Below are 13,315 nucleotides of genomic sequence, written 5' to 3'. Positions count from 1 at the left end.
ACCCACAGGAGATCCATGATGCGAGTTGAACCACTGACCTGCGCCATAGGCGCCGAGCTGGTTGGCGTGAACCTGGCCGACGCCGCGCGCGACGACGGCCTGTTCGCCGAGATCAAGGCCTTGCTGCTCAAGCACAAGGTGTTGTTCCTGCGCGACCAGGACATCACGCGCGCCGAGCATGTGGCCTTCGCACGCCGCTTCGGCGAGCTCGAGGACCACCCCGTGGCCGGCAGCGACCCCGAGCATCCGGGCCTGGTGCGCATCTACAAGTCGCCCGAGCAGCCGGGCGACCGCTACGAGAACAGCTGGCACTGCGACGCCACCTGGCGCGAGGCGCCGCCCATGGGCTGCGTGCTGCGCTGCGTGGAATGCCCGCCGGTCGGCGGCGACACCATGTGGGCCAACATGGCGCTGGCCTATGAAAAGCTGCCCGAGCAGGTGAAGACCCGGATCGCCGGCCTGCGCGCGCGGCACAGCATAGAGGCCTCGTTCGGCGCGGCCATGGCTATCGAAAAGCGCCTGGCGCTCAAGGCGCAGTACCCGGATGCCGAGCACCCGGTGGTGCGCACCCACCCCGAGACCGGCGAGAAGGTCCTGTTCGTCAACGCCTTCACCACCCATTTCACCAACTTCCACACGGCCGAAAACGTCCGTTACGGCCAGGACTACACCCAGGGTGGATCGGCGCTGCTGCAGTACCTGATCAACCAGGCCATGATCCCCGAGTACCAGGTGCGCTGGCGCTGGAAGCCGAACAGCATGGCGATCTGGGACAACCGCGCCACCCAGCACTACGCCGTGATGGACTACCCGCCCTGCCATCGCAAGATGGAGCGCGCCGGCATCATCGGCGACAAGGTGTTCTGACCTCCATCCCCATTTTTCCTTCCCATCCAGGAGACACAGCATGAACTTTCTCGACGGACACCTGTTCCCCGAAAACCAACAGCCGCTCATCATCACGGCCGCCCCGTACGCGCCGTCGTGGATGCCTTCCGACTTCCCCGAGGACATTGCGGTCACGATGGAGGAGCAGATCCAGAAGGCGGTGGACTGCTACAACGCTGGCGCCACGGTGCTGCACCTGCATGTGCGCGAACTGGATGGCAAGGGCTCCAAGCGCCTGTCCAAGTTCAACGAGCTGATCGCCGGCGTGCGCACCCGCGTGCCCGAGATGATCATCCAGGTGGGCGGCTCCATCAGCTTCGCGCCGGAGACCGACGGCGCAGCCGCCAAGTGGCTCTCCGACGACACGCGCCACATGCTGGCCGAGCTCGACCCCAAGCCCGACCAGGTGACGGTGACCGTGAACACCTCGCAGATGAACATCCTCGAGCAGTTCGACTACCGGGACATCCAGGGCAGCTCGATGGAAGACCCGGCCGTCTTCAACGCCTACAAGGAGATGACCGTGCCCGCCCAGCCCGGCTGGGTCGAGGAGCACATCCGCCGCCTGACGGCCGCCGGCATCCAGAGCGAGTTCCAGTGCTACAACATCAACAGCTTCGAGTCCGTAGAGCGGCTGATCCGGCGCGGCATCTACAAGGGGCCGCTGGTGTTGAACTGGGTCGCCATCGGCGGCGGCATGGACGCGCCCAACATCTACAACCTGGCCAATTTCGTGCGAGCCGTGCCCGATGGCGCGGTGCTGACGGTGGAAAGCTCGGTGCTCAACGTGCTGCCGGTCAACATGATGGGCATCGCCATGGGCCTGCACGTGCGCACCGGCACCGAGGACAACCTGTGGAACCAGTCGCGCACGAAGAAGATGGGCACGGTGGCTCAGATCGAGCAGCTGGTGCGCATCTCGCACGAGTTCGGCCGCCCGATCGCGACGGCAAGCCAAGCGCGCGAGATCTGCAAGATCGGCGTCTTCTACGACACCGTGGAGGAGACCCTGCAGGCCAACGGCTTCGCACCCAACCGCAACGGCGGCCAGCAGGGCTTCCTGCGCAAGGTCGCCTGAGAAAGCCCGCGCTAGCCATGGCGCGCAAGCTGCGGAGCCATGCCTGTGTGGACCTGATCTGCCCCTGGTGCCTGATCGGCAAGGCCCAGCTGGGCAACGGCTCCCGAGGCGGCGGCGGGCCTGCCATGGCACTCGGTGCAGCTGCTCCCCCTTGGAGATGTCCACGATGACCGCCCGCAACCCCACCGTCCTGATCGTTCCCGGCTTGCGCGACCATGTTGCCGAGCACTGGCAGACCCTGCTCGCGGCGCGCCTGCCGAATGTCCGGGCGGTCCCGCCCATGGGGCGCGAAGAGCTCGATTGCAGCGCCCGCGTCGCGGCGATCGATCACGCCATCAGCGAGATCGAGGGGCCGGTGCTGATCGTGGCGCACAGCGGCGGCTGCGTGATGCTGGCGCACTGGGCGCGCGCGACCAGCCACGGCGCGAAGGTGCGGGGCGCCCTTTTGGCCACGCCGCCCGACTTCGACCGCCCCATGCCAGGAGGCTACCCGACGCTGCAGGTGCTGGACGCCAGCGGCTGGCTGCCCGTGCCGCGCGAGCGCCTGCCCTTTCGCAGCCTGGTCGCCGCCAGCCGCAACGACCCGCTGGGCAGCTTCGTGCGCGTGTCGGCGCTGGCGCAGGACTGGGGCAGCGAGCTGCTCGACCTTGGCGAGGTCGGCCACCTGAACCCTGCCTCGGGTTATGGCGAGTGGCCGCTGGCCGGCCCTCTCATCGAGAAACTCGCCCGGGCCTGAACCTGGAGCCACCGGGCACCAGCCCTTCGCGCATCGACGTCTTGAAACCGTCGCAAAAGCCTTTATCATTAGCACTCGAAAGACAGGAGTGCTAACACCCCTGCTTCAAAGTTAATCAGCGCTAACTTCTCATGGAGTCGGCGCTTTTTGATGTCAACCTGTTGTTTCAAACCCAAGGAGATGCAATGAAACTTCGCCCCCTCGCCGATCGCGTGATCGTCAAGCGCCTGGAACAAGAAACCAAAACCGCTTCGGGCATCGTGATCCCCGACAACGCCGCCGAAAAGCCCGACCAGGGTGAAGTGCTGGCCGTCGGCCCGGGCAAGAAGAACGACAAGGGCGAACTGTCCGCCATGAGCGTGAAGGTCGGCGACCGCGTCCTGTTCGGCAAGTACAGTGGCCAGACCGTCAAGGTCGATGGCGACGAACTGCTGGTCATGAAGGAAGACGACCTGTTCGCGGTCGTCGAGAAGTAATTGCTACTGCGCGACTCACATGCGTCGTTGGGCGGTGCTCACCATCCTCACGTACATGAAGTACGTTCCGGTGGTTGCGCTCCGTCCGCCTAGCCTGTGAGCCGCTCGCTACGCAATTCTTTTCTCGACAAGTTCCTTATCCAACTGCACCCATTCTTTCGGAGATTCTCAACATGGCAGCAAAAGACGTAGTTTTCGGTTCCGACGCCCGTCACCGCATGGTCGAAGGCGTGAACATCCTGGCCAACGCGGTCAAGGTCACCCTGGGCCCCAAGGGCCGCAACGTGGTGCTCGAGCGCAGCTTCGGCGCCCCCACCGTGACCAAGGACGGCGTGTCCGTGGCCAAGGAGATCGAGCTCAAGGACAAGCTGCAGAACATGGGCGCCCAGATGGTCAAGGAAGTCGCTTCCAAAACCTCTGACAACGCCGGCGACGGCACCACCACCGCCACCGTGCTGGCCCAGGCCATCGTGCGCGAAGGCATGAAGTACGTGGCCGCCGGCATGAACCCGATGGACCTCAAGCGCGGCATCGACAAGGCCGTGACGGCCCTGATCGAGCAGCTCAAGCAGGCTTCCAAGCCCACCACCACCTCCAAGGAAATCGCCCAGGTCGGCTCCATCTCCGCCAACAGCGACACCTCGATCGGCGAGATCATCGCCAACGCGATGGACAAGGTCGGCAAGGAAGGCGTGATCACCGTCGAAGACGGCAAGAGCCTGAACAACGAGCTGGATGTCGTGGAAGGCATGCAGTTCGACCGCGGCTACCTGTCGCCCTACTTCATCAACAATCCCGAGAAGCAGTCCGCGCTGCTGGACAACCCCTTCGTGCTGCTGTTCGACAAAAAGATCAGCAACATCCGTGACCTGCTGCCCACGCTGGAAGCCGTGGCCAAGGCCGGCCGTCCGCTGCTGATCATCGCCGAGGAAGTCGAGGGCGAAGCCCTGGCGACCCTGGTGGTCAACACCATCCGCGGCATCCTGAAGGTGGTGGCCGTCAAGGCGCCTGGCTTCGGCGACCGCCGCAAGGCCATGCTGGAAGACATCGCCATCCTGACCGGCGGCAAGGTCATCGCCGAGGAAGTGGGCCTGACGCTCGAGAAGGTGACCCTGGCCGACCTGGGCCAGGCCAAGCGCATCGAAGTGGGCAAGGAAAACACCATCATCATCGACGGCGCCGGCGCTGCCGCTGACATCGAGGCGCGCGTCAAGCAGATCCGCGTCCAGATCGAGGAAGCCACCAGCGACTACGACCGCGAGAAGCTGCAAGAGCGCGTGGCCAAGCTGGCCGGCGGCGTGGCCGTGATCAAGGTCGGTGCCGCCACCGAAGTCGAGATGAAGGAAAAGAAGGCCCGCGTGGAAGACGCGCTGCACGCCACCCGCGCTGCGGTGGAAGAGGGCATCGTGGCCGGTGGCGGCGTGGCCCTGCTGCGCGCCCGTCAGGCCGCTGGCGACATCAAGGGTGACAACCATGACCAGGACGCCGGTATCAAGCTGGTGCTCAAGGCCATCGAAGCCCCGCTGCGCGAGATCGTCTACAACGCCGGCGGCGAGCCGAGCGTGGTGGTCAACGCCGTGCTGGCCGGCAAGGGCAACTACGGCTTCAACGCCGCCAACGACACCTACGGCGACATGATCGAGATGGGCATCCTGGACCCGACCAAGGTGACCCGTACCGCGCTGCAGAACGCCGCTTCCGTGGCCTCGCTGATGCTGACCACCGAAGCCATGGTGGCCGAGGCGCCGAAGGAAGAGTCCGGTGCTGGCGGCATGCCTGGCGGCATGGGTGGCATGGGCGGCATGGGCGACATGGGCATGTAATGTCGCTCCTTGCCTGAGGCTCCAGGCCGTCGTTGCAAGGGCTTGTCGTAGCGCTGCTACTGTCTGCGCCCTTGCGCCTAGGCCTGAGCCTCATGCGGCGTCGAGTGTCGTCACAGGCACTCGACGGCAAACAAAAAACCCCGCAACGCGCAAGCGCTGCGGGGTTTTTGTTTGGGCCTGGCGCAGGCTCAGGCAGCGCGCAGGCGGGTCAGCAGGCCGGCGGTGGAGCCGTCCAGGCCCGCGAGGTCGCCGCTGGCCAGGCGTGGCTCGATGTCGCGCGCCAGCACCTTGCCGAGCTCCACGCCCCACTGGTCGAAGCTGTTGATGCCCCAGAGCGAGCCGCTGACGAACACGCGGTGCTCCTGCAGCGCGATCAGCGCACCCAGGCTCTCGGGCGTGAGCCGGTCCAGCAGCAGGAAGCTGCTGGGCCGGTTGCCGGTGAAGTGGCGGTGGCCGCCCGCGTCGCTCTTGCCCAGCATCAGGGCCTGGGCCTGGGCCAGCGCGTTGGCCAGCAGCTGGGCGTGGTGGCCGTCGAGCGCGTGCGAGGCCTGGCGCACGGCGACGAACTCCAGAGGAATCACGTCCGTGCCCTGGTGCAGCATCTGGAAGAAGGCGTGCTGGCCGTTGGTGCCGGGCTCGCCCCAGAGCACCGGCGAGCTGCCGAAAGGCAGGGCCTGGCCGCGCAGGTCCACGCGCTTGCCGTTGCTCTCCATCTCGAGCTGCTGCAGGTAGGCGGGCACGTAGCGCAGCGCGCTGTGGTAGGGCGCGATGTTGCGGCTGGTGAAGCCGTGGAAGTTGCGGTACCAGAGGTCGAGCAGGCCCAGGCGCACCGGCAGGTTGGCTGCCAGCGGCGCCTCGCAAAAATGGCGGTCCATCGCGTGCGCGCCGGCCAGCAGCGCGCGGAAGCCCTGGGCGCCGATCGCGATCGCGAGCGGCAGGCCGATCGCCGACCACAGCGAGTAGCGACCACCGACCCAGTCCCAGAAGCCGAAGCTGGTGGTGATGCCGAAGGCGCGCGCGGCCGCTACGTTGGTGGTCAGCGCGGCGAAATGCCGCGCCACGTCACGCCCGCCGCCTTGCTCGAACCAGCGCCGCGCCGAGCGCGCGTTGGTCAGGGTCTCGGCCGTGGTGAAGGTCTTGGACGCAATCAGGAACAGGGTGCTGGCGGGCTTGAGCCGGGGCAGCAGGGCCGCCAGCTCGTGGCCATCGACGTTGGAGACGAAGTGAAAGCGCTTGCCCGGCACCACGAAATCGTCCAGGGCCGCCACCGCCATCTTCGGCCCCAGGTCGGAGCCGCCGATGCCGATGTTGACCACGTCGGTGATGGCGGCGTCGGCGCGCACCTGCTCGGCATAGGCCAGCATGGCCTCTCGCGTGGCGAGCATCTCGGCATGGTGCGCCGCCAGCCCGGCCGGGGCGCCGGGCGGCAGCTCGTCGGGCGCGCGCAGCAGCGTGTGCAGCACGGCGCGGCCCTCGGTGGCGTTGATCGGCTCGCCCGCGAACATGGCGTCGCGGTGTTCGGCCAGGCCGCATTCGCGCGCCAGCTGCAGCAGCAGCGCCTCGGCCTGGTCGTCGATGCGGTTCTTGGACAGGTCGGCGAACACATGAGGCGCCTTCTGGCTGAAGCGCTCGAAGCGCTGGGCGTCGGCGGCGAAGGCCTCGCGCAGGTCGAAGCCGCGCACTTGTTGGAAATGCTGCTGCAGCAGCGCCCAAGCGGGCGTCTGGTCGCAGCGCGGCCGGTTCATGGCATCCATGGCGTCCCCCTCAGGCCGCGAGCAGCAGTTGTTCGAGCTTGACCGCGTCGACACAGAAGGCGCGTATGCCCTCGGCCAGCTTCTCGGTCGCCATGGCATCCTCGTTGAGCGCGAAGCGGAAGCCCGCCTCGTCGTACTGCACGGGCGGCAGGTCCATGGCCCGAGCGGCCTCGGCGTCGAGCGCGCGCGTGAGCGGCGCCTCGCTGGCCGCCAATGCGCTCAGCAGCTCGGGGCTGATGGTCAGCAGGTCGCAGCCGGCCAGGGCCTGGATCTGGCCCAGGTTGCGGAAGCTCGCGCCCATGACCTCGGTGGCGATGCCGAAATGCTTGTAGTGGTTGTAGATCTGGCGCACCGACTGCACCCCTGGGTCGTTGGCGCCCGCCTGGGCCGCCTCGTCCCAGGCCGCGCCGGCCGACTTCTTGTACCAGTCGTAGATCCGCCCCACGAAGGGCGAGATCAGCTGCACCTTGGCCTGGCCGCAGGCCACGGCCTGGCAGAACGAGAACAGCAGGGTCAGGTTGGTGTGGATGCCGCGGCGCTCGAGCTGGGCCGCCGCCTGTATGCCCTCCCAGGAGGCGGCGACCTTGATCAGCACGCGGTCGATGTGCACGCCCTCGGCCTGGTACATCTCGATCAGGCGCTCGGCCCGCGTCACCGTGGCCTGGGTGTCGAAGCTCAGGCGCGCGTCGACCTCGGTCGACACCCGGCCCGGGATCAGCGACAGGATCTCGCAGCCAAAGCGCACCAGCAGCCGGTCCATCACCTCCGGCAGCGGCTCGCCGCGAAAGCGCGCCACGGTCTCGCGCAGCAGCGGCGCGTACTCGGCCTTCTGCACGGCCTTGAGGATCAGCGAGGGATTGGTCGTCGCGTCCTGGGGCTGGAATTGGGCCAATTGCCGGAAATCACCGGTGTCGGCGACCACGGTGGTGAACTTTTTCAGGGTGTCGAGCTGGGTCATGCTTGAATTATCGATGAAACAAAGTTACATTCCAAGCTCAATTTTCATGTAACCGGCAAACAACCATGTCTTTCGATCTCGTTTTCTTCGGCGGCACCGGCGATCTGGTGTGGCGCAAACTCATGCCCGCCCTGTTCCAGGCCTTCCGCCACGGCTCGCTGCCCGAGGGCGGGCGCATCATCGGCGTGGCGCGCGACGACCTTAGCGACGCCCAGTACCGCGCGCTGATCCAGTCGCGCTTCGCCGAGGTGGAGGGCGCCAAGCGCCCCAGCGCCGAGGAGTTCGCGCGCTTCGCCGAGCTGCTGCACTATGTGCGCGTGGACCTGTCCAACCCGGCCGACTACGGCCGCCTGGCCGAGCGGCTGCGCGAACGCAACGCCGAGACCGTGGTGATGTACCTGGCCACCGCGCCCGCGCTGTTCACCACGGTCTGCGAGGAGCTCGCCGCGGCCGGCCTGAACACGCCGCAGACCCGCATCGTGCTGGAAAAGCCGCTGGGCCACGACCTGGCCTCCAACCGCGCCATCAACGCCAGCGTGCGCCAGGTGTTCGAGGAGCGGCAGGTGTTCCGCATCGACCACTACCTGGGCAAGCCGGCGGTGCAGAACCTGTTCGCGCTGCGCTTCGGCAACGCGCTGTTCGAGCCACTGTGGCGGCGCGAGACCATCGCCAACATCCAGATCACGATCGCCGAGGAGCTTGGCGTGGAAAAGCGCGGCGCCTTCTACGAAAGCACCGGCGCGCTGCGCGACATGGTGCAGAACCACGCGCTGCAGCTGCTGTGCGCGATCGGCATGGAGCCGCCGATCAACGCCCATGCCGACGCCATCCGCGACGAGAAGCTCAAGGTGCTGCGCTCGCTGAAAGCCTGGACGCCCGAGACCTTGTCGCAACATGTGGTGCGCGGGCAGTACGCGGCGGGCGGGGTGAACGGCCGCAGCATGCCGGCCTACCGCGAGGAAAAGGGCGTGAGCCCGACCAGCCGCACCGAGACCTTCGTCGCGCTGCGCACCGAGATCGCCAACTGGCGCTGGGCCGGCGTGCCCTTCTACATCCGCACCGGCAAGCGCCTGGCCGCGCGCGAGGCCCATATCGTGGTCAACTTCCGCCCCACCCCGCACGCCATCTTCCAGACCCCGCGCGGCGCCGCCAACCAGCTCGCGATCCACCTGCAGCCCAAGGACGGATTGGAGCTGCACCTGTTCGCCGAAGGCCAGCACCAGCGCCAGGCGCGCGGCACGGCGCAGATGCTGAGCCCCGCCCACCTGGACCTCGACTTCGACAAGCGCTTCGGCACCGAGCGCGTGGGCGCCTACGAGCGCCTGCTGCTCGACGTGCTGGACGACCGGCTCAACCTGTTCGTGCGCAGCGACGAGCAGGAAGAGGCCTGGCGCTGGGTCGAGCCCATCCTCGATCACTGGGCCCGCGACACCGAGGGACCGCGCCCCTACGCCACCGGCACCTGGGGCCCGAGCGCGGCCAGCGCGATGATCGCGCGCGACGGCTTCTGCTGGAGCGAGGAGGCGTAAGCTTCGCGCCCAGACACACCATAACGAATAACGGAAGGATCCGAGTGAGCACCATGCTGGACCGAATCAGGGCTTCCCTGCCCTCGCTGGCGCCTGCCGAGCAGCGCGTGGGCAAGCTCGTGCTGGCCGACCCGCGCGCCTTTGCCAAGCTGCCGGTCACCGAGCTGGCCGACATGGCCCATGTGAGCAAGCCCACCGTGGTGCGCTTTTGCCGCAGCATGGGCTACGACGGCCTGTCCGACTTCAAGCTCAAGCTGGCCGGCAGCGTTAGCGAGGGCGTGCCCTTCATCCACCGCAGCGTGGACGCCGACGACAAGACCAGCGATGTGCTGGTCAAGGTGATCGACAACACGGTGGCGGCCTTCCTCAAGTACCGCAACGACGCCAGCAGCTACGCGCTCGAGAAGGCTGCCGAGGCGCTGGCAGCCACGCACAAGACCGGGCGCCGCATCGAGTTCTACGGCGTCGGCAACTCGGGCATCGTGGCGCAGGACGCGCAGCACAAGTTCTTCCGGCTCGGCGTCAACGCCATCGCCTACAGCGACGGCCACATGCAGGTGATGAGCGCCTCCATGCTGGGGCCCGGCGACTGCGTGGTGGTGATCTCCAACTCGGGCCGCACGCGCGACCTGATGGACGCCTGCGACATCGCGCGCAAGAACGGCGCCACGACCATCGTCATCACCGCCTCGGGCTCGCCGCTGGCCAGCGCCGGCCACATCCACCTGGCGGCCGACCACCCCGAGGGCTACGACCGCTACAGCCCCATGGTCTCGCGCCTCCTGCACCTGATGATCGTCGACGTGCTGGCCACCTGCGTGGCGCTGCGCATCGGCGGCCAGCTGCAGCCGATATTGCGCGAGATGAAGAACAACCTGCGCAACAAGCGCTATACCTGAGCAGGCTGCTGAGCAGCGGCGCGCTGCCGCCGCTACTTGATGGCGATGTACCTGAAGGGCATGGCGTTGTCCGCCAGCTGCACCAGGGACACGCGCCGGCTCACGCCCCAGGCCAGGGCCTGCTGGTGCAGCGGCAGGTGGCCTATATCCGCGGCGTGCAGCTCGAAGGCCTCGCGGATCAGGGCGTTGCGGCGGGACCGGTCGGGCTCGGACTGGATGCGGTGCATCAGTTCGTCGACGCGCGGGTTGCAGTAGCCACCCAGGTTGTACTGGCCCGCGCCCTGCTCGTCCGGGCAGGCCATCAGGGCATTCAGCGCGTTGTGCGCATCGTAGGTGCCGGGCGCCCAACCGAGCAGGTAGAAGCTGGTGTCGCGGCGCAGCAGCTTGGGGAAATAGCCGCTCTTGGGCTGGACCTGCAGGCGGATGCGCACGTTGATGCGGGCGAGCTGGCTGGCCACGGCCTGGCAGATGCGCGCGTCGTTGACGTAGCGGTCGTTCGGGCAGTCCAGGTCCAGCTCGAAGCCCTGGCCGTAGCCCGCCTGGGCCATCAGCTTGCGCGCCGCCGCGAGGTCGTGCGGCAGGCGCTTGTTGAGCGCGCTAGGGAAGCCGTTGATGCCCGGGCCCACCATCAGCGCCGTCGGCGTGGCCGCGCCGCGCATCACGGCCCGGCGTATGGCCTCGATGTCGATCGCCTGGTAGAAGGCCTGGCGCACGCGCCGGTCCTTGAACGGGTTGCGGCCCTTGACGCTGGCGTACAGCAGCTCGTCACGCCACTGGTCCATGCCCAGGAACAGGGTGCGCAGCTCGGGCCCGGTGACCACGCGCGCCGCGGCCGAGGCATTGACACGGGCGATGTCTTGCACCGGCACCGGCTCCATCACCTCGACCTCGCCCGACAGCAGGGCCGCCACGCGCGCCGCGTCGTCGCGGATCGGCAGGAAGACGATCTCGGCCGCGTTGCCCTCGATCTCCCCCCAATAGGCGGCGTGGCGCACGAACACGGTCTTCGCCTCGGGCAGACGCTCGCGCAGTCGGAACGGCCCCGTGCCATTGGCGCGGAACGAGGCCGCGTTCTCTATGCCCTGGCGCCGGTCCACCGGCCTGAGCGCCTGGTTGGTCTCGCACCACTTGCGGCTCATGATGTAGAGCTGCGAGAGCAGCTCGGGCAGGATGGGGTTGGGCAGCCGGGTCTCGATCTCCACCGCGAAGTCGCCAAGCTTGCGCACCTCCCTGATCTCGTTGAGGTGGCTTCGCATGTCGGAGCCCTCGCCGGCCGCGCGCTGGAACGAGAACACCACGTCGTCGGCACCGAAGGGCGTGCCATCGTGAAAGCTCACGCCCTGGCGCAGCTCGAAGCGCCAGACCAGGGGCGAGGTCTGGCGCCAGGCGGTGGCCAGCGCCGGCATGAGGCTGAGGTCCTTGTTGCGCCCCAGCAGCGGCTCGTAGACATTGCCGGTCAGGCTCAGCTGCAGCGACTCGTTGAGCGAATGCGGGTCCATGGAGAGCGCGTCGCCCTGGTTGGCAATGCGCACGGTGTTGGCCGCCGCGAGGCCGGCAGCGGCCAGGATGCCGCACATCAGGGCCCGGAACGCGGCGGACAGGAGGTTCATGGCGCGCCCATCGATCGCCGCCGCTCAGGGCTGCTGCAGCGGCATGGCCGCCTCGACCAGGCTGGCATGCAGGGCGGCGCCCAGCGGCAGGATCTCGTCGTTGAAGTCGTAGCGGCTGTTGTGCAGCACGCAGCTGCCTTCGCCACCCTGGCCGATGCGCAGGTAGGCGCCGGGCTTGACCTGCAGCATGAAGGAAAAGTCCTCCGCGCCCATGCTGGGCTCGAGCTCGTGCAGCACATGCTCCTCCCCGACCAGGGCCTGGGCCACTTCGGCCGCAAAACGCGCCTCGGGTTCGGGATTGATGGTGGCGGGGTACATGCGCTCGTAGTTCACCGTGGCCGCGGCGCCGAAACCCAGCGCCACGGCGCCGCACAGGTCGTGCAGGCGCTGCTCGACCAGGTCGCGCACCTCGGCGCTGAAGCTGCGCACCGTCCCGACCAGGGTGGCCTTGCCGGGAATCACGCTCATGGCGCCCATGTCGCCCGCCTGCATGGCGCACAGGCTGATCACGGCGCTGTCCATGGGCCGCACATTGCGCGCGACGATGCTCTGCACCGCCGTGATGACATGGCCCGCGACCAGCACCGGGTCCACGGTCTGGTAAGGATGGGCGCCATGGCCGCCGCGCCCCGTGATCTCTATCGTGACGCGGTCGGACGCCGCCATCATCGGGCCCGCGTTGACGCCGACCTGACCCGGCAGCAGGGCCGGCCAGTTGTGCATGGCGTAGACCGACTGCACCGGGAAGCGCTCGAACAGGCCCTCCTCGATCATGCGGCGCGCGCCGCCGAAGCCTTCCTCGCCGGGCTGAAAAATCAGCACCGCCGTGCCGTCGAAGTCGCGCGTGGCCGCCAGGTAGCGCGCCGCGCCCACCAGCATGGCCGTGTGGCCGTCGTGGCCGCAGGCATGCATGTGCCCCGGCCTGGCCGACCTCCAGGCGAAGTCGTTGTGCTCGGTCAGGGGCAGGGCATCCATGTCGGCGCGCAAGCCCAGCATGGCGCCGCTGGAGCGGCTGCGGCCGTGGATCACGCCCACCACCCCGGTGCTGGCGATGCCGGTGTGCACCTCGTCCACGCCGCAGAGCTTGAGCGCCTGGGCTACGCGGTTCGCGGTGTAGACCTCCTCGAAGCCGAGCTCGGGATGGGCATGCAGTTCGCGCCGCAAGGCCGTCAGCTCGGGATGCAGCTGCGCGATCTGCGCGAAGGCACGTCCGTGGACCCGCAGGCGCGGCGCCGACATCTCAATCGCCCTCCACCCGGCGCACGCGCGGGCAAGTCTTGGGCTCGACCGTGACCCAGGCGATCACGGCCGGCAACGGGCAGCGCAGTCTGAAGGCAGGCATGAATCGGCGCGGTGCAGCGACGAATTCATGCTAGCAGAGCCTGCGCGCGGGCGCACAAGGGTTTCCTTGAAGGCGTGGCGAGCTGCGACAAGGCAGGAAGCACCCGCGCAATTGAGTAGGGTGAGGGGTTACCCCCTCAGCCCTCTCACACCACCGTACGTGCGGTTCCGCATACGGCGGTTCAAGCGGAACACTGGAGGTGCTGGTGGATGGACACCAGCG

11 protein-coding genes are annotated in these 13,315 nt (G+C 67.8%); 7 read left to right on the top strand and 4 right to left on the bottom strand.

The window, feature by feature from the left end:
• The first annotated feature begins 18 nt into the window (after positions 1 to 18).
• The 5 genes from FFS10_RS18970 (at position 19) to groL (ending at position 5,001) form a co-directional block, all read left to right on the top strand.
• The gene (locus FFS10_RS18970) at positions 19 to 867 is read left to right on the top strand and encodes a TauD/TfdA dioxygenase family protein (protein ID WP_137896109.1); all 849 of its coding nucleotides are present in this window, start codon (positions 19 to 21) and stop codon (positions 865 to 867) included.
• A 40-nt stretch (positions 868 to 907) separates the two neighbouring features.
• Positions 908 to 1,966: a beta-keto acid cleavage family enzyme gene (locus tag FFS10_RS18965; RefSeq protein WP_137896081.1), complete on the top strand. Its 1,059-nt coding sequence runs from the start codon at positions 908 to 910 to the stop codon at positions 1,964 to 1,966.
• Positions 1,967 to 2,132: 166 nt separating this feature from the next.
• Positions 2,133 to 2,702: an RBBP9/YdeN family alpha/beta hydrolase gene (locus FFS10_RS18960; protein ID WP_212744149.1), complete on the top strand. Its 570-nt coding sequence runs from the start codon at positions 2,133 to 2,135 to the stop codon at positions 2,700 to 2,702.
• Between the two features lie 185 nt (positions 2,703 to 2,887).
• Complete coding sequence (gene groES / locus FFS10_RS18955) at positions 2,888 to 3,178, top strand: co-chaperone GroES (protein WP_137896077.1); 291 nt, start codon at positions 2,888 to 2,890, stop codon at positions 3,176 to 3,178.
• A gap of 173 nt (positions 3,179 to 3,351) precedes the next feature.
• On the top strand, positions 3,352 to 5,001 hold the full coding sequence (gene groL / locus FFS10_RS18950; protein WP_137896075.1) for a chaperonin GroEL: 1,650 nt from the start codon (positions 3,352 to 3,354) through the stop codon (positions 4,999 to 5,001).
• A 188-nt stretch (positions 5,002 to 5,189) separates the two neighbouring features.
• On the opposite strand, the gene pgi is transcribed toward groL, so the two are convergent.
• Both pgi and tal read right to left on the bottom strand, forming a co-directional pair.
• A complete protein-coding gene (gene pgi / locus FFS10_RS18945; protein WP_137896107.1) occupies positions 5,190 to 6,746 on the bottom strand; it encodes a glucose-6-phosphate isomerase in 1,557 nt (518 codons plus the stop codon).
• A gap of 19 nt (positions 6,747 to 6,765) precedes the next feature.
• Positions 6,766 to 7,713, bottom strand: coding sequence for a transaldolase (gene tal, locus FFS10_RS18940; RefSeq protein WP_137896073.1), 948 nt, complete (start codon positions 7,711 to 7,713; stop codon positions 6,766 to 6,768).
• Positions 7,714 to 7,778: 65 nt separating this feature from the next.
• Here tal and zwf point away from each other — a divergent pair, with 65 nt between their 5' ends.
• Together zwf and FFS10_RS18930 are read left to right on the top strand one after the other, a co-directional pair.
• A complete protein-coding gene (gene zwf / locus FFS10_RS18935) occupies positions 7,779 to 9,242 on the top strand; it encodes a glucose-6-phosphate dehydrogenase (protein WP_137896071.1) in 1,464 nt (487 codons plus the stop codon).
• A 53-nt stretch (positions 9,243 to 9,295) separates the two neighbouring features.
• On the top strand, positions 9,296 to 10,141 hold the full coding sequence (locus tag FFS10_RS18930) for a MurR/RpiR family transcriptional regulator (RefSeq protein WP_137896069.1): 846 nt from the start codon (positions 9,296 to 9,298) through the stop codon (positions 10,139 to 10,141).
• Positions 10,142 to 10,173: 32 nt separating this feature from the next.
• On the opposite strand, the gene FFS10_RS18925 is transcribed toward FFS10_RS18930, so the two are convergent.
• A complete protein-coding gene (locus tag FFS10_RS18925) occupies positions 10,174 to 11,751 on the bottom strand; it encodes an ABC transporter substrate-binding protein (protein ID WP_137896067.1) in 1,578 nt (525 codons plus the stop codon).
• A gap of 24 nt (positions 11,752 to 11,775) precedes the next feature.
• Positions 11,776 to 12,990 (bottom strand): M20 aminoacylase family protein, encoded by a 1,215-nt coding sequence (locus tag FFS10_RS18920; protein ID WP_137896065.1) that lies wholly within the window; start codon positions 12,988 to 12,990, stop codon positions 11,776 to 11,778.
• Positions 12,991 to 13,315: the final 325 nt, after the last annotated feature.

The sequence above is a fragment of the Ramlibacter sp. 2FC genome, from assembly GCF_005503345.1.
Lineage (GTDB): Bacteria > Pseudomonadota > Gammaproteobacteria > Burkholderiales > Burkholderiaceae_C > SCMQ01.
The sequence above is the reverse complement of the archived record's forward strand: the minus strand, read 5'-3'. Positions and strand labels throughout refer to the sequence as shown.

What these genes read in the sequence shown, in the direction of transcription:
- FFS10_RS18920 (WP_137896065.1), bottom strand. Translation starts at nt 12,990, where the DNA reads ATGTCGGCGCCGCGCCTGCGGGTCCACGGACGTGCCTTCGCGCAGATC.
- FFS10_RS18965 (WP_137896081.1), top strand. Translation starts at nt 908, where the DNA reads ATGAACTTTCTCGACGGACACCTGTTCCCCGAAAACCAACAGCCGCTC.
- FFS10_RS18970 (WP_137896109.1), top strand. Translation starts at nt 19, where the DNA reads ATGCGAGTTGAACCACTGACCTGCGCCATAGGCGCCGAGCTGGTTGGC.
- FFS10_RS18960 (WP_212744149.1), top strand. Translation starts at nt 2,133, where the DNA reads ATGACCGCCCGCAACCCCACCGTCCTGATCGTTCCCGGCTTGCGCGAC.
- groL (WP_137896075.1), top strand. Translation starts at nt 3,352, where the DNA reads ATGGCAGCAAAAGACGTAGTTTTCGGTTCCGACGCCCGTCACCGCATG.
- pgi (WP_137896107.1), bottom strand. Translation starts at nt 6,746, where the DNA reads ATGAACCGGCCGCGCTGCGACCAGACGCCCGCTTGGGCGCTGCTGCAG.
- groES (WP_137896077.1), top strand. Translation starts at nt 2,888, where the DNA reads ATGAAACTTCGCCCCCTCGCCGATCGCGTGATCGTCAAGCGCCTGGAA.
- zwf (WP_137896071.1), top strand. Translation starts at nt 7,779, where the DNA reads ATGTCTTTCGATCTCGTTTTCTTCGGCGGCACCGGCGATCTGGTGTGG.
- tal (WP_137896073.1), bottom strand. Translation starts at nt 7,713, where the DNA reads ATGACCCAGCTCGACACCCTGAAAAAGTTCACCACCGTGGTCGCCGAC.
- FFS10_RS18930 (WP_137896069.1), top strand. Translation starts at nt 9,296, where the DNA reads ATGCTGGACCGAATCAGGGCTTCCCTGCCCTCGCTGGCGCCTGCCGAG.
- FFS10_RS18925 (WP_137896067.1), bottom strand. Translation starts at nt 11,751, where the DNA reads ATGAACCTCCTGTCCGCCGCGTTCCGGGCCCTGATGTGCGGCATCCTG.